This is a genomic window from Paenarthrobacter sp. CAP02 (assembly GCF_040137855.1).
Classification (GTDB): Bacteria; Actinomycetota; Actinomycetes; order Actinomycetales; family Micrococcaceae; genus Arthrobacter.
In genome coordinates, this window is record NZ_JBEEII010000011.1 from 1 (window position 1) to 26130 (window position 26130).

At 63.4% G+C, this 26130-nt stretch carries 25 protein-coding genes; 13 read left to right on the top strand and 12 right to left on the bottom strand.

Features of this window, described 5'->3' with window-relative positions; genetic code table 11:
- Positions 1–109 precede the first annotated feature (109 nt).
- The gene (locus tag ABHM97_RS17595; RefSeq protein WP_349471749.1) at positions 110–694 is read right to left on the bottom strand and encodes an SACE_7040 family transcriptional regulator; all 585 of its coding nucleotides are present in this window, start codon (positions 692–694) and stop codon (positions 110–112) included.
- A 180-nt stretch (positions 695–874) separates the two neighbouring features.
- On the opposite strand from ABHM97_RS17595, the gene ABHM97_RS17600 reads away from it, so the two are divergent.
- From ABHM97_RS17600 to ABHM97_RS17630, 7 genes are read left to right on the top strand one after another with little or no spacing between them, the layout of a single operon-like run.
- Positions 875–2485: a carboxyl transferase domain-containing protein gene (locus tag ABHM97_RS17600; protein ID WP_349471691.1), complete on the top strand. Its 1611-nt coding sequence runs from the start codon at positions 875–877 to the stop codon at positions 2483–2485.
- A 2-nt stretch (positions 2486–2487) separates the two neighbouring features.
- Positions 2488–4731 carry an acetyl/propionyl/methylcrotonyl-CoA carboxylase subunit alpha gene (locus ABHM97_RS17605; RefSeq protein WP_349471692.1) on the top strand — a complete coding sequence of 748 codons (2244 nt, stop codon included), beginning with the start codon at positions 2488–2490 and terminating at the stop codon, positions 4729–4731.
- Positions 4728–5891: an acyl-CoA dehydrogenase family protein gene (locus ABHM97_RS17610; protein WP_235521772.1), complete on the top strand. Its 1164-nt coding sequence runs from the start codon at positions 4728–4730 to the stop codon at positions 5889–5891. The genes ABHM97_RS17605 and ABHM97_RS17610 overlap by 4 nt, the downstream gene beginning before the upstream one ends.
- Positions 5892–5911: 20 nt before the next feature.
- Positions 5912–6703 (top strand): CoA transferase subunit A, encoded by a 792-nt coding sequence (locus ABHM97_RS17615; protein ID WP_349471693.1) that lies wholly within the window; start codon positions 5912–5914, stop codon positions 6701–6703.
- 2 nt (positions 6704–6705) lie between these two features.
- Positions 6706–7458, top strand: coding sequence for a CoA transferase subunit B (locus ABHM97_RS17620; RefSeq protein ID WP_235521774.1), 753 nt, complete (start codon positions 6706–6708; stop codon positions 7456–7458).
- Positions 7455–7940 (top strand): MaoC family dehydratase, encoded by a 486-nt coding sequence (locus tag ABHM97_RS17625; RefSeq protein ID WP_235521775.1) that lies wholly within the window; start codon positions 7455–7457, stop codon positions 7938–7940. Before ABHM97_RS17620 ends, ABHM97_RS17625 begins: the two co-directional genes overlap by 4 nt.
- Before the next feature lie 46 nt (positions 7941–7986).
- Complete coding sequence (locus ABHM97_RS17630) at positions 7987–8814, top strand: HpcH/HpaI aldolase/citrate lyase family protein (protein WP_349471694.1); 828 nt, start codon at positions 7987–7989, stop codon at positions 8812–8814.
- Between the two features lie 86 nt (positions 8815–8900).
- On the opposite strand, the gene ABHM97_RS17635 is transcribed toward ABHM97_RS17630, so the two are convergent.
- Genes ABHM97_RS17635 through ABHM97_RS17665 form a run of 7 tightly spaced genes read right to left on the bottom strand, consistent with a single transcriptional unit; the run spans position 8901 to position 16141 of the window.
- Entirely contained in the window at positions 8901–10004 is a 1104-nt protein-coding gene (locus ABHM97_RS17635) for a Gfo/Idh/MocA family protein (RefSeq protein WP_349471695.1), read from the bottom strand.
- Complete coding sequence (locus ABHM97_RS17640) at positions 9989–10690, bottom strand: ThuA domain-containing protein (RefSeq protein WP_235521778.1); 702 nt, start codon at positions 10688–10690, stop codon at positions 9989–9991. The genes ABHM97_RS17635 and ABHM97_RS17640 overlap by 16 nt, the downstream gene beginning before the upstream one ends.
- 50 nt (positions 10691–10740) lie before the next feature.
- Complete coding sequence (locus tag ABHM97_RS17645) at positions 10741–11745, bottom strand: sugar phosphate isomerase/epimerase family protein (protein WP_349471750.1); 1005 nt, start codon at positions 11743–11745, stop codon at positions 10741–10743.
- A 10-nt stretch (positions 11746–11755) separates the two neighbouring features.
- Positions 11756–12952, bottom strand: a complete 1197-nt coding sequence (locus ABHM97_RS17650) for a Gfo/Idh/MocA family protein (RefSeq protein WP_349471696.1) — start codon at positions 12950–12952, stop codon at positions 11756–11758.
- Between the two features lie 30 nt (positions 12953–12982).
- Positions 12983–13882 (bottom strand): carbohydrate ABC transporter permease, encoded by a 900-nt coding sequence (locus ABHM97_RS17655; protein WP_349471697.1) that lies wholly within the window; start codon positions 13880–13882, stop codon positions 12983–12985.
- Entirely contained in the window at positions 13882–14817 is a 936-nt protein-coding gene (locus ABHM97_RS17660; RefSeq protein WP_349471698.1) for a carbohydrate ABC transporter permease, read from the bottom strand. The genes ABHM97_RS17655 and ABHM97_RS17660 overlap by 1 nt, the downstream gene beginning before the upstream one ends.
- Before the next feature lie 4 nt (positions 14818–14821).
- Positions 14822–16141, bottom strand: a complete 1320-nt coding sequence (locus ABHM97_RS17665) for an ABC transporter substrate-binding protein (protein ID WP_235521783.1) — start codon at positions 16139–16141, stop codon at positions 14822–14824.
- A gap of 287 nt (positions 16142–16428) precedes the next feature.
- Here ABHM97_RS17665 and ABHM97_RS17670 point away from each other — a divergent pair, with 287 nt between their 5' ends.
- Positions 16429–17475 carry a LacI family DNA-binding transcriptional regulator gene (locus ABHM97_RS17670; RefSeq protein WP_284987761.1) on the top strand — a complete coding sequence of 349 codons (1047 nt, stop codon included), beginning with the start codon at positions 16429–16431 and terminating at the stop codon, positions 17473–17475.
- On the opposite strand, the gene ABHM97_RS17675 is transcribed toward ABHM97_RS17670, so the two are convergent.
- Positions 17467–18927, bottom strand: coding sequence for a lipase maturation factor family protein (locus tag ABHM97_RS17675; protein ID WP_349471699.1), 1461 nt, complete (start codon positions 18925–18927; stop codon positions 17467–17469). The two genes, ABHM97_RS17670 and ABHM97_RS17675, sit on opposite strands and share 9 nt — an antisense overlap.
- 85 nt (positions 18928–19012) lie before the next feature.
- On the opposite strand from ABHM97_RS17675, the gene dxr reads away from it, so the two are divergent.
- From dxr to ABHM97_RS17700, 5 genes are read left to right on the top strand one after another with little or no spacing between them, the layout of a single operon-like run.
- The gene (gene dxr, locus ABHM97_RS17680) at positions 19013–20200 is read left to right on the top strand and encodes a 1-deoxy-D-xylulose-5-phosphate reductoisomerase (protein ID WP_349471700.1); all 1188 of its coding nucleotides are present in this window, start codon (positions 19013–19015) and stop codon (positions 20198–20200) included.
- A 33-nt stretch (positions 20201–20233) separates the two neighbouring features.
- Positions 20234–21565 (top strand): M50 family metallopeptidase, encoded by a 1332-nt coding sequence (locus tag ABHM97_RS17685; protein WP_235521787.1) that lies wholly within the window; start codon positions 20234–20236, stop codon positions 21563–21565.
- A gap of 22 nt (positions 21566–21587) precedes the next feature.
- Entirely contained in the window at positions 21588–21881 is a 294-nt protein-coding gene (locus ABHM97_RS17690) for a YciI family protein (protein ID WP_235521788.1), read from the top strand.
- Positions 21882–21929: 48 nt separating this feature from the next.
- Positions 21930–23096: a flavodoxin-dependent (E)-4-hydroxy-3-methylbut-2-enyl-diphosphate synthase gene (gene ispG, locus ABHM97_RS17695; protein ID WP_235521789.1), complete on the top strand. Its 1167-nt coding sequence runs from the start codon at positions 21930–21932 to the stop codon at positions 23094–23096.
- Positions 23059–23937: a GNAT family N-acetyltransferase gene (locus ABHM97_RS17700; protein WP_349471751.1), complete on the top strand. Its 879-nt coding sequence runs from the start codon at positions 23059–23061 to the stop codon at positions 23935–23937. Before ispG ends, ABHM97_RS17700 begins: the two co-directional genes overlap by 38 nt.
- A gap of 13 nt (positions 23938–23950) precedes the next feature.
- Here ABHM97_RS17700 and ABHM97_RS17705 read toward each other — a convergent pair whose 3' ends face one another.
- The 3 genes from ABHM97_RS17705 to ABHM97_RS17715 are packed head-to-tail and all read right to left on the bottom strand — an operon-like array spanning position 23951 to position 26060.
- Positions 23951–24562, bottom strand: a complete 612-nt coding sequence (locus tag ABHM97_RS17705; protein WP_235521790.1) for a TetR/AcrR family transcriptional regulator — start codon at positions 24560–24562, stop codon at positions 23951–23953.
- Positions 24559–25302 carry an ABC transporter permease gene (locus ABHM97_RS17710; protein WP_349471752.1) on the bottom strand — a complete coding sequence of 248 codons (744 nt, stop codon included), beginning with the start codon at positions 25300–25302 and terminating at the stop codon, positions 24559–24561. The genes ABHM97_RS17705 and ABHM97_RS17710 overlap by 4 nt, the downstream gene beginning before the upstream one ends.
- Before the next feature lie 8 nt (positions 25303–25310).
- Positions 25311–26060, bottom strand: coding sequence for an ABC transporter ATP-binding protein (locus ABHM97_RS17715; RefSeq protein ID WP_349471701.1), 750 nt, complete (start codon positions 26058–26060; stop codon positions 25311–25313).
- Positions 26061–26130: the final 70 nt, after the last annotated feature.

The window sequence follows — 26130 nt, forward strand, 5'->3', positions numbered from 1 at the left end:
ACCCTGTCACCCCGAACCCCCTACAGATCAGCCCCCAACCGGCCTATGTGGAAAACTATGTGCCGGCGTAATGGGCGCCGTGCCCAGCGGCTCGCGTGAGGGCGCCTCCCTACGTTGTTAGCGCGGCATATGCCATCTGTTCCAGGATTGGTCGGGCTGATTTCGCCGCGATCTTCCTGCCGTGGTGACGCACGGAATGTGGGGTGGAGTTGATCAAGCCAAAGGCGGCATGGGCGCGTACCCGGAGCTCGGCGGTGTCGGTGCCTGTGTGGATTTTCCCGAGGACTCCCACCCAGGTCTCAACGTAGGAGCGCTGCAACTGCCGTACTTCGGCCTGGTCGGCATCGCCGAGGCTGCTGAAATCCCGGTCCTGCACACGGATGACGTCGGGGTTGCTCAGGGCAAAGTCCACTTGGAACCGGATCAAACCCCGCAGGGCTTCCGTGGGAGTTCCAGCGTCCGAGACCACTCGCAGTCCGCCGTCCAGGAGGTCCCGGCTAACGCTGAGGAGCAGTTCGCCAAGCACGGCTTGTTTGCCGGGAAAATGGCGGTACACAGCGGGTCCACTGACGCCTGCTGCTGCGCCGAGGTCCTCAAGGGACACCCGGCTGAAGCCGTTTTCCGCGAACAGCCCTGCGGCGGCGGACAGCAAAGCCAACCTGCGTAGCTCCTTTGCGTGGCTGCGTTGCGTCATGGCAGTGCGGCTACCGTCGGTGCTTGTTTCCGGGCCTACGGTCACGTTCTCCTCCTTGGCGCCCACGCCGGCAGAGCGGGCGTTGCTGTGCTGGACATCACAGTTAATAAAGACTAACCTAAATTTCAGTTACGTGGCACTAACCGAAATGGCCTGGGGCCGGGAATGGAACAGGGGTCGATGGAGACAATCGCCAGCTTGACGGGAACCGCCGGCGGCACGTTTGAGGCCAACGAGGAAGCGCAGCGGGCCCTGGTCGAGGAGTTAAAGAACCGCTTGGCAACAGCGGCATTGGGCGGGCCCGCAGCCTCCCGCGAACGCCACATCAAGAGGGGCAAGCTTCTCCCCAGGGAACGTATCGATTACTTGTTGGACGAGGGAAGCCCATTCCTGGAGATCGCACCCTTGGCCGCAAATGGAATGTACAATGACGATTCGCCCGGTGCCGGTGTCATCGCAGGCATTGGACTCGTTCATGGCCGCCACGTCCTGGTCATTTCCAACGACGCAACGGTCAAGGGCGGGACCTACTATCCGATGACCGTGAAAAAGCATCTCCGGGCCCAGGAGATCGCGCTGGAGAACAAGCTCCCGTGCATCTACCTGGTGGATTCGGGCGGTGCCTTCCTGCCCAAGCAAGACGAGGTCTTCCCCGACAAAGAACACTTCGGCCGGATCTTCTACAACCAGGCCCGGATGTCCGCGGCGAAGATCCCACAGATCGCCTCCGTGATGGGTTCGTGCACCGCGGGTGGGGCCTACGTCCCGGCGATGAGTGACGAGACCGTGATTGTCCGCAACCAGGGGACCATCTTCCTTGGCGGCCCGCCCCTGGTTAAGGCCGCCATCGGCGAGATCGTCACGGCGGAAGAACTGGGCGGCGGTGAGGTGCATTCCCGGATTTCCGGGGTGACGGACCACCTGGCGGAAAACGACCAGCATGCGCTGGAAATCGTCCGGGACATCGTGGCGACGTTGCCGAAGCCGGCACAGCCTGCGTGGGACGTGCTCGACGTCGTCCTGCCGCCTTTGGCCGAACAGGCGGAGCTTTACGGTGTGGTTCCCACAGACGTCAACGCCCAGTACGACGTCCGCGAAGTCATTGCCCGGCTGGTGGATGGCTCCGAGTTCCATGAATTCAAGAAAAACTACGGCACCACTCTGGTCACCGGGTTTGCGCATTTGCATGGGCATCCCGTGGGCATCGTCGCCAACAACGGTGTCCTGTTCAGCGAGTCCTCACTCAAGGGCGCCCACTTCATTGAGCTCTGCGACCAGCGGGGAATCCCACTGATCTTCCTGCAGAACCTCTCCGGTTTCATGGTGGGCAAGGACTATGAGCAAGGTGGCATCGCCAAGAACGGTGCCAAGATGGTCACCGCGGTGGCAACGGCCCGCGTACCAAAACTGACCGTAGTTATTGGCGGTTCCTTTGGTGCCGGCAACTACTCGATGTGCGGCCGGGCGTACTCGCCGCGGTTCCTCTGGATGTGGCCCGCCGCCCGTATCTCCGTCATGGGTGGCAACCAGGCATCCAGCGTCCTGGCGACGGTCAAAAGGGACCAGTATGAGGCTGCCGGCCAGGAATGGTCCGCGGAAGACGAAGAGGCGTTCAAGGCGCCCATCAAGCAACAGTACGAAGACCAGGGGAGTCCGTACTATTCCACCGCCCGGCTGTGGGATGACGGCATTATCGATCCCGCCGATACCCGCCGTGTCCTGGGCCTGGCACTTGACGTCGTCTCCCGCCAACAACTGCCCGAGACCTCCTTCGGCCTCTTCAGGATGTGACCATGACCCTCCCGACATCAACCAAGACCCAGCACGCAAGCCCAACCCCGCAGGCAAACCCAACCGCGAAAGCAACGGCACCCCGCACCTTCAATGCCGTCTTGGTCGCCAACCGGGGCGAGATTGCCTGCCGGGTCATCCGGACGCTGAAGGAGATGGGCATCCGCTCCGTCGCCGTGTATTCGGACGCCGATAAGCACGCAAAGCATGTAACGCTTGCCGATACCGCGGTAGCTATTGGAGGTACAGCACCCGCAGAGAGCTACCTTCGGATCGACACCATCATCGAGGCGTGCCGTCGCAGTGGGGCCGATGCCGTCCACCCTGGTTACGGCTTCCTGTCAGAGAACGTTGAATTCGCTAAAGCTTTGGACGCCGCGGGCATTACGTTCATCGGCCCTGGGATCGGTGCCATCGAGGTGATGGGCGACAAGATCCGGTCGAAAAACCACGTCATGGCCTACGACGTCCCATGCGTACCCGGCATCGCCAAGCCCGGGCTCACGGACCAGGAACTGATTGATGCTGCTCCGGGAGTGGGCTTTCCCCTGCTCATCAAGCCTTCAGCGGGCGGCGGCGGCAAGGGCATGCACGTGGTGGAACGGCTGGAAGACATGCCCGCCACACTCCTCACGGCCAGGCGCGTGGCTGCATCTGCCTTCGGGGACGACACACTCTTCCTGGAACGCCTCATACGGGCTCCCAGGCACATTGAAGTGCAGGTCCTGGCGGACAACCATGGCAACGTCATTCACCTCGGCGAGCGCGAATGCTCGCTGCAACGCCGGCATCAAAAGGTCATCGAGGAAGCCCCGTCGGCGCTTTTCGAAGCACTGCCTGACGGCCAGGCGCAGCGGGAGCGGATCGGTGAGGCTGCATGCCAGGCGGCGCGGAGCGTCAATTACAGCGGCGCCGGCACAGTGGAGTTCCTGGTCTCGGACGAGCACCCGGACGAGTTCTTTTTCATGGAAATGAATACCCGGCTGCAGGTGGAGCACCCCGTTACGGAGATGGTCACGGGCGTCGACCTCGTTGAATGGCAGGTGCGGATCGCCGCCGGTGAGGTGCTCACCGTCGCACAGTCCGACGTCGTGCTTAACGGCCACGCCGTTGAGGCGCGTGTCTACGCCGAGGTGCCCGAGCGGAATTTCATGCCATCGATGGGGCGTGTCGTGGCGCTGGCCGAGCAGGGTGCTGATGATTCATCAGTGTCAGGAGTGCAATACGGGCATGCCAACGTCCGGATCGACTCGGCCATGCGTGATGGATTGGAGATCACCGGTGACTACGATCCCATGCTCGCCAAGGTCATTGCCTGGGGCGAGGACCGCGCGGCGGCGCTGGATACCCTCGATGCGGCCCTGGAGCGCTACACGCTGCTTGGTGTCGATACGAACGTCGAGTACCTGCGGCTGCTTATCAATGATTCCGAGGTCCGCGCCGGGCATTTGGATACGGGGCTGATCGAACGGAAACTCCCGTCCATGGCGTTCCGGCATGCGGGGCCGAACGAGCTGATCGCCGCCGCCCTCACGCTGTGGATGGATCGCACCGGTGCGACGCTGGCCGGCAACGCCTGGAAGGTTCCTGACGCTTGGCGGGTGGGCGCCCCTGCCGCCTGGACGGCGACGTTGGGTGTTCGGGAAGGTGCCATGGCTACGGTGTCCGTCACCGAACACAACGGTGCCCTCACGCCAAGGATCGACGGCGGCGACCCCTACAGTGCCACTGTGGTGGAACGCAGCGGCGACTGCATCGTCCTGGAGCTCGACGGCGGTCTCCTCACCTACGCGGTGGGCGTGGCGCCGGGCGCCGTCCCGGAGCTGTTCGTAGGCAACGACGGCTGGTCTTGCCGCTTTGAGGTCCTGAACCGTGCCGAACGGCTGCGTCGGATACTCGCCGGCATCCAGCGCGAAGAGGGTGCCGCTGATCCGGAGGTGCGCTCACCGATGCCCGGAACGGTGGTGTCCGTGTCTGTCGCTGATGGCGACCTGGTGGAAGAGGGCCAGGTGCTCCTGGCCGTCGAAGCCATGAAGATGGAGCACCAACTGGTGGCGTCGGTCTCTGGGACGGTGCATCTGGGCAGCAAACCCGGGGACTTGGTCAAAGCAGACCAGGTGCTCGCCACCATTCACGTAGCCGCCGGCACAGACAAGGCCGGCACAGACAAGGCCGACACAGACAAAGCCGACACAGACAAGAGCAGCACGGCAAAGACCAGCACAGACAAGGAAGTCCAGCCATGAGCACCTTTGAACTCAACGAGGAATACCAGGACCTGAGCGACTCCGTCCGGGAGTTCGCCGACGAGGTGGTAGCCCCTGTCTCGGCAAAGCACGACGAGGAGCACAGCTTTCCCTACGAGGTCGTCAAGCAGATGGGGGAGATGGGGCTCTTCGGGCTGCCGTTCCCGGAAGAGTTCGGCGGCATGGGCGGAGACTACTTTGCTCTCGCGTTGGCGTTGGAACAGCTGGGCCGGGTGGACCAGTCAGTCGCCATCACTTTGGAAGCGGGTGTTTCCTTGGGTGCCATGCCTGTCTACCGCTTCGGCACTGATGAGCAAAAGGAGAGGTGGCTCCCGGAGCTGGCATCCGGGCGTTCCCTGGCCGGTTTTGGCTTGACGGAGCGCGAGGCTGGTTCCGATGCCGGAGGCACCAAGACCCACGCGCACACGGAAAACGGCGAGTGGGTCATCAACGGCAGCAAGGAGTTCATCACCAACTCCGGTACGGACATCACCACCCTGGTCACGGTCACCGCCGTCACCGGCACCCAGGAGAAGGCGGACGGCGGCACCAAGAAGGAGATCTCCACCATCCTTGTGCCCACCGACACGCCCGGTTTTACCGCCGAAAAGCCGTACAACAAGGTGGGTTGGAACGCATCCGACACCCACCCGCTCACCTTGGACAATGTCCGCGTCCCGGAAGCGAACCTCCTGGGCGAGCGCGGCCGCGGGTACGCAAACTTCCTGTCCATCCTGGACGAGGGACGCATCGCCATTGCCGCCCTCGCCACCGGAGCCGCCCAGGGTTGCGTGGACCTTTCCGTGAGGTATGCCAAGGAACGCAGTGCTTTTGGGCAGAACATCGGCAAGTACCAGGCCATCCAGTTCAAGATTGCCCGGATGCAGGCAAGGGCCCACACAGCACGCCTGGCGTACTACGACGCGGCCTCCAGGATGCTGGCAGGGAAGCCGTTCAAGACCGAAGCGGCCATAGCTAAGATGGTCGCAGGCGAGGCAGCCATGGACAACGCGCGGGACGCCACCCAGGTGTTCGGCGGCTATGGCTTCATCAACGAATTCACGGTGGCACGCCATTACCGCGACTCCAAGATCCTTGAAGTCGGTGAGGGCACCACCGAGGTCCAGTTGATGCTGATCGCCCGTGAGCTGGGTCTGTAACCGTACGGGAAGGATCAAGGATGATTGACAAGGTTGTTGCCAGCGCCGCGGAAGCGGTGCGGGACATCCCCGACGGCGCCTCGCTCGCCGTCGGAGGTTTTGGCCTGTGCGGTATTCCCGTGGCATTGATCGATGCGCTCCACAGCCAAGGCACTACGGACCTGGAGACCGTGAGCAACAACTGCGGGGTGGATGACTGGGGTTTGGGCATCCTCCTCAAGGACGGCCGCATCCGACGCACCATCAGCTCATATGTTGGCGAAAACAAAGAGTTCGCCCGGCAATACCTGGCAGGGGAGTTGGAGGTGGTCCTCACCCCGCAGGGCACGCTGGCTGAGAAGCTTCGCGCCGGCGGTGCCGGTATCCCGGCGTTCTTCACCAAGGCCGGTGTGGGAACCCAGGTGTCCGAAGGCGGACTTCCGCAAAAGTACGACGCCGACGGGAACGTTGCGATCGCCTCCTCGCCCAAGGAAGTCCGCACCTTCAACGGCGCCGACTACGTCCTGGAAGAATCGCTGACCCCGGACTTCGGGCTTGTCCATGCGTGGAAAGGCGACCGGCACGGCAACCTTGTGTTCCATGCGACGGCCATGAACTTCAATCCCCTGTGCGCGATGGCGGCCAGGACCACCATTGCCGAGGTCGAAGAACTCGTCGAACCCGGTGAACTGGACCCGGAACACATCCACACGCCGGGTATCTTCGTGCAGCGCGTGGTGGTGGCGCCGTCTACCGAAAAGCGGATCGAGAAGCGGACTGTCGCCTTGGGGGCACCAGCGTCCGACGGCACGAGAGAACAGGCAGGAGCCTAGCCATGGAATCGAACAGTCTCCAGGACATCCCGCCCCGTCCCGAAGCCGTGCGTCACGAGTACCGGCGCGCCGACGTCGAACATCACGAAGCCAAAGGCTGGACCCGCAACGAACTGGCGGCGCGGGTCGCCCAGGAGCTGGCCAACGGCCAGTATGTGAACCTGGGAATCGGGATGCCAACCCTGATCCCCAACTACATTCCGGACGGTGTGGAAGTCATTCTCCATTCCGAGAACGGCATCCTCGGCGTCGGTCCCTACCCGGCAGAGGACAGGGTGGACCCCGACCTCATCAACGCCGGCAAGGAGACCGTCACCACCAACGCGGGCGCGGCGTTTTTCGATTCGGCGTCGTCCTTCGGCATGATCCGCGGCGGGCATGTGGACGTTGCTGTCCTGGGCGCCATGGAGGTGGCCGCCAACGGCGACCTCGCCAACTGGATGATTCCGGGCAAGATGGTGAAGGGGATGGGCGGCGCCATGGACCTGGTGTTCGGCGCCAAGAAGGTCATCGTGATGATGGAGCACGTGGACCGGAGCGGCAGGCCGAAGATCGTCCAAAGCTGCACCCTTCCGCTGACGGGCAAAGGCTGCGTGGACCGCATCATTACGGACCTCGCGGTGATCGACGTTGTCAAGGACGAAGGCGATCCGCGTTTGGTGCTGCGCGAGCTGGCCCCGAACGTCAGTCTCGACGACGTCGTTGCCGCTACGGGGGCCGAGCTGTTCGAGGAAGACCAGGAGCTGACCGTATGACGCGGATCGTCGAGCAGCGTGGGCTCTATTTCGATGAGCTTGAAGAGGATGTGGTCTACGCGCATAAGCCCGGGCGTACGGTCACCGAAACGGACAATGTCCTCTTCACCACCATGACCATGAACACGCAGGCACTGCATTTGGATGCTGCGTGGAGCGCAGGGCAGCCCTTCGGGCAGCGGCTCATGAATTCCATGTTCACGCTGTCCACCATGGTGGGGCAGTCCGTCACGCAGCTGACGCAGGGCACCATCATTGCGCAGCTGGGGCTGACCGACGTCACCTTTCCGCACCCGCTGTACCACGGGGATACGCTGTACACGGAGACGGTGATCCTCGGAAAAAGGTTGTCGTCCTCCCGCCCCGGGCAGGGCGTGGTGACCATGCAGCACACCGGCCGCAACCAGGACGGGACCGTGGTGGCATCGGCCACCCGTACCTGCCTCATGTGGACCAAGGAAGCGCACGCCGCGCAGTCCTGACCTCCGCTTGACGCCACCCCCCCACACCCCAGCAGCGAGGTAATGCATGTCTTCTCCCTTCACCATGGGCCCGGCCCTTTTGTTCTGCCCGGCTGACCGGCCCGAGCGTTTCGGGAAGGCCGCCGAGAGGTCCGATGCCGTGATCCTGGACCTGGAGGACGCGGTAGCTCCGGCCGACAAGCCCGGCGCCCGCAACGCGATCATCGAGCAGCCGGAGGGGGAGCGCCTGGATCCGGCCAGAACCATCGTCCGCGTCAACCCTGTGGGCTCGCCTGAGTTCGAGGCAGACCTGGAAGCCTTGGCCGCAACGCCTTACCGCACTGTGATGCTGGCCAAGGCGGAAAGCGCCGGGCAGCTCGCGGCGTTGGCGGGTTACCAGGTCATAGCGCTGTGTGAAACGGCCGCCGGAATCGTCAACGCTGCCGCGATTGCGGCCGAACCAAACGTGGTGGGCCTCATGTGGGGCGCCGAGGACCTGCTCGCCTCCCTCGGCGGCCTGTCCAGCAGGAACGACGACGGCGGGTACCGGGCTGTCGCGCTGCACTCCCGGTCCGCTGTGCTGCTTGCCGCCAAGGCCGCGGGCAAGGAAGCCATCGACTCCGTCTATGTGAACATCCCGGACCTTGATGGCCTGGGCGTGGAGTCCCGGGATGCGGTGGCCAGCGGGTTCGGTGCGAAGGCCTGCATCCACCCGAACCAGGTTGCCGTGGTCCGGGAAGCGTATGCCCCCGCACCCGAAGCAGTGGAGGCGGCCACTGAGTTGCTCGACGCCGCCGCAGCAGCCGGTACGGGCGTGTTCCAGTTCAAAGGGAAGATGATCGACGGCCCCATCCTCAAGCACGCGGAAGCGACGCTGCGCAGGGCCGGTCGCTAGCGACGGGTCCGGCCCTTGTTCGCTGCACTCACCGTTAGACGGCGGGGACAGCAAACAAGGGCCGGAATCGTGGGCGCCGCAGCGCCCTAAGCCCGGACCGCCGTCGAGAGTTCCGTCAGCTCCACCGTGGCGGGCCGTGCAGCCGTGCTGGTGATGGCTACGGCTTGCCCGCTGCGGGCAGATTCCAGCACCGATTCCATGACCTCCAGGGCATGGAAGGCCAACTGTCCACCGGCACGCGGCTCCTGTCCTGCCGGCGTGGCCGCAAGGTCGGCGATGCCAAAGCCGCGTCCCGAGTCCACATAGCCCGCAGACACCGGGAGCGTCTCCCAATCCTCGGCGCCGAGTGCGAAGAGCTCCACGTCGCCGTCGAAGTAGTTGGGGTCGGGCACCACCAAGGAACCTTTTTCGCCGTGGATTTCGATGTTGGGGCTCTTGGTTTTGACCGCGTCGAAGCTCATGAAGAGCGTCGACAAGGCCCCGGAGGCGTGGACCAGGACACCCGTGACGTGCGAGTCAATGGCAACCGGCACTTTTTGGCCTTCGCGCGGGCCCGATCCGATGGTCCGTTCGTCACGCGTATGACTGGCTGCGCCTACCACCGAAACCACAGGTCCGAGCAGGGTGACCAGTGCCGAGACGTAGTACGGACCCATGTCCAGGAGGGGCCCACCACCAGGCTGGTAGTAGAAGTCGGGGTTCGGATGCCAGCGCTCGTGCCCCGGAGTAGCCATTGTGGCCGTGGCGGAGATGGGCGCGCCGATCAGGCCGTCGTCGATCGCCTTGCGGGCAGTCTGGATGCCAGTGCCCAACACGGTGTCAGGCGCGCAGCCAACCACCACCCCGGCAGCTGCTGCCGCATCGAGTACTTCCCGGGCCTCCGCCGTTGTTGCTGCCAGAGGCTTTTCACCGTAGACGGACTTTCCTGCGGCAATGGCCTTCAAGGCAATGTCGGCGTGGGCGGCGGGAATGGTCAGGTTGAGGACCAGCTCAACGTCATTCGCGGCCAGGAGCTCGTCCACCGTGAGGGCCCGGACGCCGTCGTAGGATTCGGCGACGGCCTGCGCGCGGGCAGGATCGAGGTCGGCAACGGCCACCAGATTGATGGTGTCGAGCCTGCGGAAGTTGCTCAGGTACTGCGCGATGATGGCGCCGCAGCCAATGATTCCGACATTCAGCGGCTTGCCCACAGCATGCCCCTTTCGATGATGGTGCGGACGTTGCTGTCCTGGAGGATTTCCACGCGGTGGCCGGGGGTGCAGACAAAGATCCTGCCCTTGCCCCATTGGCGGGTCCAGATTGCCGGGGAAGTGACTTCACGGTTCCACGGATCCCACTCCCGCACTTTCTGGGTGGTGGTCGCCAGGACGTCGATGTAGTCGTCGGATAGGACCCAGTACTGCTCCGTGACGAGATCGAAGTCCCCGATGCCCTGGGTGATGGGGTGTTCGGCGGCCGCTGGAAGCATGTTCACCGTGTACGGGACGTAGTTGTCGGACTGTTCGCCCGACAGCTCGTCAGGATGCTTGCCCGGGTGGCAGGCAAACTGGCCGCCGATCAGGTGCAGGTAATCCGAGTTGTTGCGGTAGGAATCGGCGATGCCACCGTGCCAGCCCGCGAGTCCCGTGCCGTTCTCGACGGCGGTGCGGAGTCCCTCGAACTCGTCCTTCTCGATGGTGGTCATGGTCATGCACTGGACGATCAGGTCGACGCCCGCCATGTAGTCCGGATCGGCGTAGATCTTGGGGGATTCCTCCACCCGGACGTCGTAGCCGTTCTCCCGCAGGTAGGGGATGAACAGCTCGGTGGCTTCCACCGGCTGGTGTCCGTCCCAGCCGCCGCGAACCACCAGCGCTGTCTTGTTGTTGCTTGTCATGGTTTCCTTCGATTTCGGGGCGTTGTGTCGTTGAGTCGGGTGTGGTGCTGTCAGCGCGTAGCAAACGCAGCATCGAAAGCTGCTGCCGGGGGCTGTATGGCGGCCAGCCGACGAACCATGTCCAGCGCCTGGGGAGCGCCGATCAGCCGGTCCATTCCGGCGTCCTCCCATTCGATGCTGGTGGGTCCTTCGTAGCCAATGGCATTGAGCGTCCGGAAGATCGGCTCCCAGTTAACGTCCCCGTGCCCGGCAGTGACGAAGTCCCATCCGCGCCTTGGATCAGCCCACGGCAGGTGGGATCCAAGGCGCCCGTTGCGGCCGTTGAGTTGCCGGACGGATTCCTTGACATGGACATGGAAGATCTTGTCCGCAAAGTCCTGGAGGAACATCACGGGGTCCAGGTCCTGCCACAGGAAGTGGGAGGGATCGAAGTTCAGTCCAAATCCTTCCCTGTGTCCGATCGCGTCGAGGGCGCGCTTCGCAGTCCAGTAGTCATAGGCAATCTCGGAAGGGTGGACTTCCAACGCGAAACGGACGCCAACCTCATCAAACACATCCATGATGGGATTCCAGCGGTCGGCGAAGTCCTGGTAGCCGCGCTCAATCATGGCCTCAGAGGCCGGGGGAAACATCGCCACGCATTTCCAGATGGACGAGCCCGTGAACCCGGTGACCGTTTTGACCCCCAGCCTTGCCGCGGCGCGTGCTGTGGTCTTCATGGTTTCGGCCGCACGTTGCCGCACGCCTTCCGCCTCGCCGTCGCCCCACACCGCCGGCGCAAGGATGTCCCTGTGCCGCTCATCGATGGGGTCGTCGCACACTGCTTGTCCGGCCAGGTGGTTGGCGATGGCGTGCACGGTGAGGTGGTGCTTATCCAGGATGTCCAGTTTTGCCTGCAGGTAGGCATCATCCTCGACAATGCGCTGTGGATCCAGATGGTCGCCCCAACAGGCGATCTCCAAACCGTCAAAGCCCCACTCTCCAGCCAGCCGCGCCACGTCCTCGAAAGGCAGGTCGGCCCACTGACCGGTGAAGAGGGTGATGGGTCGGTTCATCATGTTCCTTTCAGACGTTCTGCCAGCGGCTTGAGTTGTCCGCGCTCGCCTCGACTGCGGCAAGCACCTTTTGTACCTGCAAAGCATCAGCGAACGACGGCGACGGCTGCTCGCCCGCGCCGATGGCCGTCACCAGGTCCACTACCTGGTGTGTAAACCCGTGCTCGTAACCCAGACCGTGGCCGGTTGGCCACCAGTTGGCGGTGTAGGGATGGGAGGGCTCGGTGACCATGATCTTCCGGAAACCCGCATCGGGTTCCAGGGCAGCGTCGTAGAAGTGCAGGGAGTTCATGTCCTCGAAATCGAAGGCCACTGAACCCTTGGTGCCGTTGAGCTCCAGGCGCATGGCGTTCTTGCGTCCCAAGGCGAACCGGGTGGCCTCGAAGATGCCGATAGGGCTGGCGGCAGCACCGCCGTCGTGCTTTGACTCGAAACGGGCGGTGAACAGCGCTGCGTCGTCCACGGTGACCGGACCACGCGGGCTGTCGGAACCGCCACGGCCGCCAAGACCCACAAAGTCTCCGCCCACGGGCCGTTCCTTCACGAACGTTTCCAGGAGCGCAGAGACGCCGGTGACATTCAGGCCGGTGATCCACTGGGCGGCGTCGATGCTGTGCGCACCGATGTCCCCCAACGAACCGGACCCCGACTTTGACTTGTCCAGCCGCCAGGTCAACGGCGCGTCCGCGTCGCTGAGCCAGTCCTGGAGATACTGCGCCCGCACATGCCGGATGTCGCCCAGGCGACCGTCATCCACCATCCGCTTGGCCAGGGCCAGTGCAGGGGTCCGGCGGTAGCTGAAGCCGCACATGGACAGCACACCCCGCTCGGCTGCGGCCTGGGCCACCGCCGTCATCTTCTCGGCCTCTTCCACGGTGTTGGCAAGGGGCTTTTCGCAGAGGACGTGCTTGCCGGCCTCAAGGGCGGCGATGGCGATCTCGGCGTGGGTGTTTCCCGGGGTGCAGATGTCGATGAGGTCGATGTCGTCCCGTTCGATCAGCCGGCGCCAATCGGTCTCCACGCTGTTCCAACCGTATTTGTTGGCGGCTGCGCGGACGCCGTCGGCATTCCTGCCTGCCACTGCCGTGAGTTCAGGGGCGAGCGGCAAGTCGAAGAACCGCGGCGCAGTCCGCCAGGCGTGGGAGTGCGCTGCACCCATGAACGCGTAGCCGACCATGCCCACCCGCAGGGGTTTCGTTTCAGTCATGACGGGATCCTTTCTGCTGGCAGATGCCAGTCACTTGCTGAAGCCCGCGGTCAGGCCGCTGAGCAGCTGGCGGCGTGCCACCACATAGACCACAAGCAACGGCAGGGTAGCGAGGACGACGGATGCGAGTACCGCAGGAATGTTGACGCTGAACTCGCCCTGGAACGTCCACAGGGACAGGGGCAGGACCCGGGTATCAGGGCTCTGCGTGAGGATCAGCGGAAACAGGAATCCATTCCATACGTTGAGCGCGTTGTAGATCCCCACTGTGATGACGGCCGGCTTGGTCATTGGCAAAGCGAGCCGCCACAGCATGGCCCAGTCAGAGCAGCCATCCAGGCGCATCGACTCGAACAACTCGTTGGGTACGTCCCGCAGGAAGTTGGAGAGGATCAGCACGGAGATCGGAATCGCGAAGGCAATGGAGGGCAGGATCAAGGCCAACAAAGTGTCGTACATGTGGGCTTTGGTGATCATCCAGTAGATGGGGATGATCGTGGCGTGAAGCGGGATGGCCAGCCCCAGCAGGAAGATGTTGTTGGTCAAGCCGAGGAATTTGCCCCTGCCCCGGACGATTGCATACGCCGCCATGAAGGAAACCAACAGAGCCGGAATAACACTGCCCAGGGTGACGATCAGGCTGTTGGCGAAGTACTTGGCGAAGTCGTTTTCCAGTACCAGTTTGTAATTGTCCAGTGTCGGCTCGGAGGGCGGCAGCATGGGGTTGGACGTAAAGAAGCCTGCCTGGTTCTTCAAGCTGGTGATGACCACGTAGTAGACCGGCACAATGATCACGGCCAGCCAGGCCCAGCCGCCCAGGCCGCCCAGGATGTTGGGCCGCGACCTCCCGGTCTGTGGAGTCCGACGGCGGGTAGCGGCCGGCGTCGGCGGTGCTGCCGGTGACGTGGGGAGCTGTGTGGTGGAAGCCATTACGCACCTTCCAATTGGCTGGCATTGCGGTTCTTGCCGCCGAGTCGTTGGAGGAACAGCGCCAACGCCAGGCCGATGACCACGAGGATCACTCCCAAGGCGCTCGCCGCTCCCATGTCGTTGGCTTTGAAGCCGGTGAGGTACATGTGCAGCGGAAGCAACCGGGTGGAATAGCCCGGCCCGCCGGCAGTGAGGACGAAGACCAGGTCGAAGTAAGCCAGGGAACCAACCACCATCAGGGTGGACGAGGTGATGATCGTGTACTTCAACTGGGGGAGGGTGATGTTGAAGAACTGCTGGACCCTCCCGGCGCCATCGATCTGCGCCGCTTCGTACAGCGACGTAGGTATCTGCCTGACGCCGCCTTGGTAGATCAGGGTGTGGAACGGCACGAATTGCCAGGCGATCACGAAGACCACCACGAACAGCACCAGGTCCGAGTTGCCCAGCCAGTCCTGGGCCAGAAACGGCAGGCCCAAGCCAGGGCCCAGGCCGAAGTTCGGATCCAGGAGCGCTTTGAAGGCGATGGCGACAGCCGCGGAGGAAAGAAGGAGCGGCACAAAGTAGAGCACTGCCAAAGCGGCGCGGTACTTCTGGCCGGCAGCGGTGAAGACGCCGAGCAGGAGGCTGATGGGGGCCTGGACGACGAACGAGAAGAACATGATCTTGGCCGTCACCAGCAGGGCATTTCCGGTAACAGGGTCGCTCAGGACTGTTTGCCAGCTCGAGAGTCCGTCGAGCTTGATTTCGCCTAGCCCGTCCCAGCGGGTGAAGCTCAGGAAAAGGACGCCCAGGAGGGGAAGAATCGCGAACAGCGTGAAGAAAGCGAGGGCCGGGACTGCCAGCCACCCCGACGGACCCTTTTCGAGGGTCCGTCGGGACGGCTGCTCCCGCCGGGAGGTCTGCTCCCGGGTAGCAGCAGTAGTGGTTGACACCGGATTACTTCCCGATCGTCGCGTTCATGGCTGAGGCGAACTGCTCGGGCGTGATCTTCTTCAGGAAAATCTGGTCAAGGTTCGCCAGCATCGCATCGCCCTGCGCCGGGCTGAGTGCCTGGTCCCAGGACAGCGTGAAATCAGGGGCGTCCTTGGCCATGCCGTAGACGTACGTCAGGAAGTCCTTGTCCGGCGATGCAGCAAGCTTGTCTTCGATGCCCGTGACCACAGGAACGGCGCCGGAGTCGATCAGGGCCTTGACGTTGTCGTCATTGAACATTCCGTCCTTGACGTAGCTCAGCGCTGTCTTCTTTTGTTCCTCGGTTGCCTTGGAGGAAACCGACCAGAAGTTGGAGGGGTTTCCCACGACGTTTGCCGGGTTTCCCTTACCGCCGTCGATGGTGGGGAAGGGGGTGTAACCGAGCTTGCCGCTCTTGACGAAATCGGCGGCGTCCTTCTTCATGCCCTGGTAGATCCAGCTGCCCTGCAGGATCATGGCCGCCTTGCCGGTGTAAAGAAGGGCCTGGTCGGCGTTGCTGTCAGCTGCAATCGAGGAGAAGCCGTTGATGAAGCCACCGGCATCCACCAGTTCCTGGATCTTGGTCAGCGCTTCAATGACGGCGGGGTCGGACCAGGCATCAGGCTTGTTGGCTGCGATCTTGGCGAAGACTTCGGGTCCACCGATACGGTCCACGAGGTATTCGAGCCACATGAGGTCCGGCCATTTGGACTGCCCGCCCAGCGAAAACGGAGCTACGCCCGCGGCTTTGAACTTGGGCACCAGGGCCATGAGATCATCCCAGGTCTTGGGTGCTTCGGCGCCGATCTTGTCGAAGACTTCCTTGTTGTAATAGAGGACCACCGGCTGCACTTTGTTGTTGGGCAGCGCGTAGGTCTTGCCATCAATGACGCCACTTTCCAGGATCGACGGGAGATAGCGGCTCTGGACGTCGGGGTTCTCCTTGAGGAATCCTGTCAGGTCATCCACCTGGCCGGCGTCGACGTAGGACTTCAGGACACCGCCTCCCCAGCCGTAGACCAGTGTGGGACCTTGTCCGGCTCCGACGGCCGTGCGGACCTTGGTCTTGTAGGCATCGTTTGCGAAGAAGTCGAGCTTGATGGAGGAATCGGGGTGTGACTTGTTCCAGGAGTCCACGGAGGCCTGGAAGACCGGTTGGTCACCGCCCGTCAGGCCCCACATGGTGGCAGAACCCGCGGAAGCTCCCGTTCCGGCGGGGCCTGAGGAGCCGCAGGCTGCGAGCGAGATCGACAAGACGGCTGCCGAGACCGCCATTCCGGCGGTGCGCAACTTCAGATTATTCATGTGCTGTTTTCCATTCGTCCTACGGGCTCGACGCTGATGGCCCGGCTGCTCGTATAAAAAGCCGCACTCTGCGGGGGAGGGATCAACTTCGATCGCCAGTTACCCTGAAAGCTTTTTCGAAATGTTTCGGAAGTTCTTTCGAAAGTGCCCACCAAATTTAGCCGTGAGCTACGTCACCGTCAAGGGTGTCCGTTCAGAATTTTTGGTGCCGTAGCTTCACGATTGACGCCGAGGCCAACGCTGCTGCACACTAAAGCAACACCGAAACTTTTCGAAAGCAGACTGTTATGGCCCCCGAAGACCAACCGTCAAAAATGACGCTTTCCGCTGTGGCCCAAGAGGTTGGAGTGTCGGTCCCCACGGTCTCCAAAGTGGTTAACGGGAGGGCCGACGTGGCTCAGGGAACTCGCACGCGGGTCCTGGAAGCGCTCCAGCGGACTGGCTATAAGACGCCGCTCCAACGCAAGGGCAAACCTGTGCAACGAACGGTGGAAGCAGTCTTCGACTCGTTGAATTCCGCCTACAACATGGAGATCCTCAACGGCGTCATGGAGCAGGCCAACGTCTCCGGCATGGAAGTGGTGCTCTCGGTGACGGGCTTGCAGGCTCCGCCGTCCCTGGGGCCCGAGGAGCGGGCGCAGCGCATGATTGATGAGGGGCGCAGCGGGATGATCGTGGTCACCTCGGCCTTCGGGGCAACGCAGCTCGAAGCATTCCAACGCCGCCAGATCCCGATCGTGGTGATCGACCCCCTCAACCCGCCACCGTCGAACCTGTTCAGCGTGGGCGCGAGCAACTGGGCCGGCGGCAAAGCAGCTGCCATGCACCTCCTCGAACTCGGGCACCGTCGGATCGCGTTCATCGGCGGTCCCGACACCGCCGAGTGCAGCCAGGCCCGCCTCCATGGCTACATGGCTGCCCTCATGGCCGAAGGCATCACTGTCGAACACGAGTATGTCTCGGCCGGGAAGTTCCGGCCGGAGAACGGTGCCGCCGCCTTCAAGGCGCTCTTGGCACTGGAGGATCCGCCCACCGCGATCTTCGCCGGCAGCGACAGTATCGCTTTGGGCGTCTTGGCTGAGGCGCGGCGTCAGGACGTGCGGATTCCGGAAGAGATGAGCCTGGTGGGCTTCGATGGGACCTACCAGGCGGAGGAGTCCATCCCACCCTTGACGTCGGTGAGCCAGCCGCTGCAGGAAATAGGCCGATCAGCCTTGAACTTCATCCTCCGCCAAATGCAGGGGGAAGAAATCGATTCCAGAAGGGTGGAACTGGCAACCCACCTCGTTGTTCGCGAGTCCACTGCGCCGCCGCGCGCAACAGCGCTACGCTAGGTCCCGCCGTCGTGGGTTCAGCTGCAGCGGCGGGACGGCCTCATACAGCAGCACGCGCACCCAACGGTCTCCGGTTTCCCGGAACTCCGCGCGACTGGCGAAGCGGTAAAGATAGCTTCGCGCCCGGACCCACCGCGGGCGGCCGCCGTCGAACGGATCCCGTCGAAGCAGGCCGAGGGTGGGCTTATCGGCCTCCAGCAGCCTGTCCAGGAAAGCGTAGAACCAGTCCTCATGGACGGTCCGCAGCGGCAGGAACCACATGAGCCAGTCCAAGCGAAGGTGGTACGGGGCCCACTGCCGCGGGAGCCGCCGGACCTCCCCGGGCTTGCCCTTGAAACCGTACTCCAGCCAGTTTTCATCAGGTGCGTCCGGCTCCTCAGCCATGGTGCCCTCCACCACAATCTCGACCCGCTGCTTCGTCACCGTCCCGAACGCGCCGTAGGCGTTGACCAGCCGCCAACGGTTGAAACTGGCATTCATCAGTTGGCGGCGGGAGAACAAGTTCAGCAGTGGACGGTAGCTGAGCACCAGCAGCAGCGCCGTAACAAGCACGACGACGGCGAGCCACCACGCCGGGGCTTCGGCACCTGCGTGCCACTCCAGCGGGATGGACGGAACGACCGCGTGTGCGACGGGATCGCTCACGGCGGCGAAGGCCAGGACGATCGCAATCCAGTTCAGCCACGCAAAGTTCCCGCTTGCCACCAGCCAGAGCTGGGTCACGATGATGATGCCCGCCGCCGCACTGGCAGCTGGCTGTGGAGCGAACAGGAAGAAGGGGACCACGAGCTGCGCAAAGTGGTTGCCCAGCACCTCAACTTTATGCAGGGGACGCGGCATCAGGTGTGCCTGCCTGCTGAGTGGGCCAGGCATCGGTTGGGTTTCGTGGTGGTAAAACATCGCGGTCATGTCCCGCCATTCACGACCCCCGCGGATCTTGATCATCCCGGCGCCGAACTCAAGCCGGAAGAGCAGCCAGATGATCATGATCAGGATGGTGGTGGGCGGGGGAGTCTGGTCCGACCCCAGGAAAGCCACGGTAAACCCAGCTTCAAGGAGCAGGATCTCCCAGCCGAAACCGTAGAACGTCTGGCCGACGTTGACGATCGACATGTACAGGAACCACAGGGCCAGAAACGCCAGCATCGGCAGCCAGGGAGGGCCCGTTTGGGGGAGCCCGACCACCAGCACGGCGGCCACGCTGATACCCGTCCAGCACACGGTTTTGAGCAGCCTGTCCGAGTAGCGCCAGCGAAAAAGGGTGGGCCGGGCCAGCCGGCGCGCCATGTCCAGAAACGCCGGCACGGGAAGCAACCCGCGCTCGCCGAGAAGCGCGGGAAATTGGTTCAGCGTGGAGAGAAAAGCGATGAGGTACAGCCCGGCTGTGCCACGCTGCAGGACCTGCCGCGCGAACTCGTAATCCCAGGCGTCAAACCAGGACAGCCACTCCACGGTTCCACGGTACGCCCGGCCGGCGGTTCTCCACATAGCTCCAGGTCCGGTCGCTGCCTTCTCCCGCGGCTGGGATACTTAAGGAATGCAGCCGCGCAAGATCGTCATCCTCGGGTCCACCGGTTCCATCGGCACACAGGCGCTTGACGTCGTCGATGCCGCGCCTCACCGCTTCGAGGTGGTGGCGCTCAGTGCGGGCGGCGGAAACCTTGGACTCATTGCGCAGCAGGCCGTCCATACCCGCGCCCAAGCGGTGGGGATCGCCCACGGCGACCCTGCGGCGCTCCGGCAGATGATCGATGCCGCTGCCGCCTCCGAGGGCATCGGAGGATTCACTCCGGAAATCTTCGTCGGCCCGGATGCCTCCACCCGGATCGCAGCCATTGCGTGCGACGTTGTCCTGAACGGCATCACAGGCTCCATAGGGTTGGCCCCGACGTTGGCCGCGCTCGGCACGGGAGCAACACTGGCCCTGGCCAACAAGGAATCACTGATCGTCGGCGGCGCGCTGGTCAAGGCTGCAGCCCGCCCTGGCCAGATCGTCCCCGTGGACTCCGAGCATTCGGCCATAGCGCAGTGCTTGCGCTCAGGCACTGAGCAGGAAGTCGAAAAGCTGATCCTCACCGCTTCGGGTGGCCCCTTCCGTGGCCGCACGCGTGCACAGCTTCATGACGTCACACCGCAGGAGGCCCTTGCCCACCCCACCTGGGACATGGGCCTGATGGTCACCACCAACTCGGCCAGCCTGGTCAACAAGGGTTTGGAAGTGATCGAGGCCCACCTGCTCTTCGATGTTCCCTTGGACAGGATTGACGTGGTGGTCCACCCCCAATCGGTGGTTCACTCGATGGTCCAGTTCGTGGACGGCTCCATCATCGCCCAGGCGTCGCCGCCAGACATGCGGTTGCCCATTGCCCTGGGGTTGGGGTGGCCTGACCGTGTTCCGCGCGCCGCTCAGGCCTGCGATTGGAGCCAAGCCACCAGTTGGACGTTCGAGCCACTTGATACCGTGGCTTTCCCAGCCGTGGATCTCGCCAAGGACGCCGCGAAGCAAGGCAGTACGTTCCCGGCCGTGTTCAACGCTGCCAATGAAGAAGCGGTCGAAGCTTTCCATGCCGGGCGCATCAGGTTCACCGACATCGTGGACACTGTGGAGTCCGTCCTCAGCGAACATTCAGGCTCCTCGGAGCTTACGGTGGAGTCCGTGCTGGATGCTGAGAAGTGGGCACGCGCCCGAACCCACGATCGTTTAGCCAGCAGCAGCGCCCTGTAGCCTACAAACCCTTATGGAAGCAGTCCCACCGGTATGAGTCCCGTCCTTCTCTTCATTCTCGGAGTCGTCTTCGTCGCCATTGGCGTAGCGGTCTCCATCGCGTTGCACGAGGTAGGCCACCTGGTGCCCGCGAAGCTCTTCAAGGTCCGAGTCACCAAGTACATGATCGGCTTCGGGCCCACATTGTGGTCCCGGAAAAAGGGCGAAACGGAGTACGGCTTCAAGGCCCTTCCGCTGGGTGGTTATGTGGCCATGATCGGCATGTACCCGCCCAACAAGGACGGCGGCGCCGTCCGCCCTTCCAGTACAGGAATGTTCCAGACACTGGCCACCGAAGCGCGTTCGATGGCGCATGAGGAAGTGGGTCCGGGCGACGAGAAGCGCGTGTTCTACAAGTTGCCGGTCTGGAAGAAGATCATCATCATGCTCGGCGGTCCCGCCATGAACATGATCATCGGCCTGATCCTGCTGGCGGTGCTGCTGATGGGATTCGGCGTGGCCCAATCAACCACCACAATCGCCGACGTTTCCAAGTGCCAAGTCGCTGCGGGCCAGACTGTGGACCCTGATTCCGCGGACTGCAAGCTCACCCCTGCCGCAGCTGCCGGGCTCCAGCCGAATGACACCATCACCTCCTTCGACGGCAAGGAAGTGACCAACTGGGACGAGCTGACCAGCTGGATCCGAGCATCTGCGGGCAAGGATGTCCCCATAACCGTGCAGCGCAACGGCACGTCAGTGGAGACCACTGTGACGCCGGTACTCTCCTCCCGGCCAGTGGTCGGACCTGACGGACGCGCGGAGCAGGACGCCAACGGTGTCCTGAAATACCAGGAAGTCGGATTCCTGGGAATCGGCGCCCAGAGCGCACTGGTACCCCAGCCGGCGTCGGCTGTCCTTCCCATGGCAGGGGAGAACATCAAGCAGATCGCCGGTGTGATCTTCAACCTGCCCGCCAGGGTGGTGGGCGTCGCGAAAGCGGCCTTCAGTGAGGAACCCCGGGACCCCAACGGTCCCATCAGCGTAGTGGGCGTCGGCCGGGTGGCCGGCGAAGTCGCCGCCATGGAACAGGTGCCCATGCAGGCGCGTATTGGAACCTTGGTGGGCTTGTTGGCCGGGCTCAACTTTGCGCTGGCGATCTTCAACCTGATACCGCTCCTGCCCTTGGACGGCGGCCACGTTGCTGGCGCCCTGTACGAGGGCGCACGCCGCCAAGTGGCCAGGTTGAGAGGAAAACCGGACCCCGGGGCCTTCGACATCGCCAAACTGCTGCCTGCTACCTACGTTGTGGCCGCGTTGCTCATGGCCATGGGTGCGCTATTGATCTACGCAGACATCGTCAAGCCCGTGAACATCTTTGGCTAAGCGGGCGGGATAGGCTAGCTCCATGACTGTTTTCGCTGTTGAGTACGTATACGCCGCCGATTCCGAAGCCCTTCGCGATGAAACCCGGCCGGCGCACCGTGCCTGGCTCGGCGGACTGGCCGAGGAAAGCACGTTGCTTGCCAGCGGCCCGTACGGTGACGGAGCTGGCGCCCTGTTGATCTTCAAGTCTGCGGATGAAACCCAGCTCAACGACCTCCTCAAGGAGGATCCGTTCGCTGCAGCCGGCGTTATCGCCGGAATCCGAACCACGGAATGGTCCCCGGTCATCGGTGTCCTTGCCGCCCACACGTCCTGACACGGCCGTCCTCCACTACACCGCCCCACCTCAACCCAAGGAGTCCACGTGACCTCGGTCAGCCTGGGAATGCCAGCAGCCCCACCACCCGTTCTTGCCCCGCGACGTAAGACGCGGCAGATCAAAGTCGGTTCAGTGGGCGTTGGTTCTGATTCGCCCATCAGCGTTCAGTCGATGACCACCACGCCCACCACGGACATCAACGCCACGCTGCAGCAAATCGCGGAGCTCACAGCATCAGGCTGTGACATTGTCCGCGTCGCCTGCCCGTCCGCCGATGATGCCGAAGCGTTGCCCATCATTGCCCGCAAGTCGCAGATCCCGGTGATCGCCGACATCCACTTCCAGCCGAAGTACGTCTTTGCGGCCATTGAGGCCGGCTGCGCAGCGGTCCGTGTCAACCCCGGAAATATCCGTAAGTTCGATGACCAGGTCAAGGAAATCGCTGCGGCGGCCCGCGATCACGGCACGTCCATCCGGATCGGCGTCAACGCAGGCTCCCTCGAGCCCGGCATCCTGAAGAAGTACGGCAAGGCCACCCCGGAAGCCCTTGTTGAGTCCGCTGTCTGGGAAGCCTCCCTCTTCGAAGAGCACGGATTCCACGACTTCAAGATCTCGGTCAAGCACAACGACCCCGTCATCATGGTGGCCGCCTACGAGATGCTCGCCGAGAAGGGCGACTGGCCCCTGCACCTCGGTGTGACCGAGGCCGGACCTGCCTTCCAAGGCACCATCAAGTCGGCCACGGCCTTCGGTGCGCTCCTGTCGCGCGGTATCGGCGACACCATCCGGGTCTCCCTGTCTGCCCCGCCGGTGGAAGAGATCAAGGTTGGAAACCAGATCCTGCAGTCCTTGAACCTGCGCCCCCGCAAGCTCGAGATCGTGTCCTGCCCATCCTGCGGCCGTGCCCAGGTTGACGTCTACACGCTGGCCGAGCAGGTCACCGCAGGCCTTGAGGGCATGGAGATCCCGCTGCGTGTCGCGGTCATGGGCTGCGTTGTCAACGGCCCCGGCGAGGCACGCGAAGCGGACCTTGGCGTGGCTTCCGGTAACGGCAAGGGCCAGATTTTCGTGAAGGGCGAGGTCATCAAGACTGTGCCTGAGAGCCAAATTGTTGAGACACTGATCGAAGAGGCCATGCGCATCGCCGAAGAGATGGGGGAGGCCGATGGCGAAGATGCTGTCAAGGGTAGCCCCGTGGTTAGCGTCTCGTAACGGGACCGGCTTGGGGGTCAGGGTGCTCGGCAGCGCCGACACCCTGGCCCTTCGCGAGCTTGCAAGCGAAGACGTTGTAGCCAACGTCTTCATACTCTCGCACTTGGACAGTACGGGTACGGCGGCGCCCACCAGCGGCGGTGCCAGTATCTTCGGAGTGTTCGACGATACGACCCTCCTGGGGGCCTGTTGGGCGGGAGCAAACCTGGTCCCCGTGCAACTCGATCCGGGACTGGCTGGGTACGTAGCCAACGCTGCCCACCAGACGGGTCGACGTTACGCGTCCATCTTTGGCCCGGCCGACACAGTGCTCGCGCTGTACTCCCGTTTCGAGCAGTTGGGGCACTCCGCCCATGAAGTCCGCTCCCAGCAGCCGCTCCTGACGATTTCCGGCACACCGACAACAAGCCCCAATCCTTCGCTGACTTTCGGCAGGATGGAAGACTTCGATCGCATCCTGCCTGCCTGCGCGGCGATGTTCGAGGAAGAAGTTGGCTATTCGCCCTTCCTGGGCGGCCAGGAGTTCTACAGCAGGCGGGTTGCGGGGCTCATCCGACAGGGCCATTCGCTGGTGCACATTGATGCCACGGGCACGGTGGTCTTCAAGGCCGAGCTGGGTGCCGTGACCCCGGACGTTACCCAGATCCAGGGTGTGTGGATGAATCCGGAACTGCGTGGGCGCGGCCAGAGCGCCGGGTACATGGCCGCCGTCGTTAATCTTTCCCGCACCTTCGCTCCGGTGACCAGCCTGTACGTGAACGACTACAACGCCAAAGCCCGTGCCACCTACGAGCGGGTGGGCTTCGAGCAAGTGGGCACGTTCGCGACTGTTCTTTTCTAGGCCTATCCGCTGCTCAGCCGGAGGCGTCAAGGTCCCCAGTGAGGTAGCGCTGGATGTTCGGCGCAGTCAGCCGGACAACTTCGTCCCGGCCGGCGGAAGCCAGGGGTTCAAGCCGGATCACGTAACGGACCAGCATCAATCCCACCACTTGGGTCGCCACCAGGTTGCCCCGCATCCGGACCTCCTCGGCTGTTCCGGGAACGCCGGCCATGATCCTGGAGAGGATGGTGCGGTTCACCATTTCCCGCATCAGCGCCGTCTTGGCTTTGGACCCGATGGTTCCCCGGACAAAAGCCACCAGGCCGTGCTGCGCCGGACCTTCCCACAGCCGAAGTACAGCACGGACGATCGCCTCCGCCCGCGCCGCCGGGTCCAGGTCTTCGACGCCGGCCAACACCTCGGCAGGATCTGCGGGTAACTCAACGCTCGCAGCAAAGAGCTCGTCCTTGCCGCGGAAGAAGTGGTGGACCATGGCCGGATCCACGCCCGCATCCCTGGCGACTTGGCGGAGGCTTGTCCCCTCGAAGCCACGCTCAGCAAAAAGGTGGCGGGCTGCTGCGAGGATGGCTTCGCGTGAATGGTCGCTGGCGTTGCGTCGGCCCCGCCGCACTTGGGGGAGGCTCACCGGCTCTGCCTCCGCAGGGTCAGCGATGCCAGGACAAGGACGCCCACCACGATTCCGCCCATGATCAAGGTGTCCTGCCACAGTGCCGCTGTGGCGTCGGCGTTTCCCGCGATTTCCTGGAGTGCATCCACGGAGAACGTCAGTGGCAGGACGCCTGAGATGGCCTCGAGGACCTGGTTCATGTCGTCCCGGGTCACGAAGAGGCCGCACAGCAGGATCTGCGGCACCACCACGACGGGCATGAACTGCACGGCCTGGAACTCGGTGCGGGCAAACGCGGAACACAGCAGCCCCAAAGCGACACCCAGGACGGCGTTGATGACGGCGATCATCACTACGAATCCGGGGCTTCCCTTGATGTCGAGGCCAAAGACCCAGTACGCAACGGCCGTGGCCACCAGGGATTGCAGGGTGGCCATGATGGAGAATGCCAGTGCATATCCGAACAGCAGGTCGGCTTTGTGGATGGGTGTCGTCAGGAGCCGCTCCAGGGTCCCTGACGTCCGTTCGCGCAGCATGGTGATGGAGGTGACCAGGAACATCACCACGAAGGGAAAGATGGCCAGCATCATGAGGCCAACACGGTCGAAGGTCCGCGGGAATCCGGGTGGAAGCGTCTCGTTTTCGTACAGGAAGTAGACCGCTGCCAGCAACAGGGCGGGGACCACTAGGATCAGTGCAACGCTGCGGTGGTCGTGTCGCAGTTGCTCAAGGACACGCCGGGTTGTGGCGATGGTCATCCGGAGGTTCATGATGCCACCTCGCTTTCTGCCTGGCCGCGGTCGGCGGCCTTGATGATGGTCAGAAACGCCCGCTCCAGGTCATCGCTGCCTCCGCGGAGCGCCAGCTCGGCCGGAGTGAGTTGTGCCAGCAGGAGCCCTTCACGCAGCAGCAGGAGCGAGGAGCAGTGGGAGGCTTCTTCCATGACGTGGCTGGACACCAGCAGCGTCGTGCCCGACGCGGCCATCGCCGCGAAGCGCTCCCACAGTTCGGCGCGGAGTACCGGGTCCAAGCCAACGGTGGGTTCGTCCAGGATGAGCAGTTTAGGGCGGGCCACCAGCGCGCAGGCCAGCGAAACCCTGCTGAATTGCCCGCCGGAAAGGTCTGCGGCTTTCTGCCGGGCCAGCGGGGCGAGTCCGACGGCGTCAATCGCCTCGGTGACGTCAGCCGCCGTCGCGCCGTGCATGGCTCCGAAGTACCTGACGTTCGCTTCGACGCTGAGGTCCCCGTACACGCTGGCGCCCTGGGTGACATATCCGACGTCGTGCCTTAGCGAGGCGCTGCCCGCAGGGATGCCCATGACGGTGACGGTTCCGCGGGTAACCCGCTGGACGCCCATGATGGCACGCATGAGTGTCGTCTTGCCGCTGCCGGAGGGACCCAGGAGTCCGGTAATCCGGCCGGGCCCGACCGTGAAGTCCAGGCCGCGGAGAATGTGTGTCCGCCCTATGGAGACGTGCAGTTCCGTGGCCTCGATGGCCGCTGGAGCAGGGGACATGGTGGCCTCCGGCGATGCTAGTAATTCATCAGTTGATGAAATTAAAATAGAACTGTCAGTTCGCTGGGTC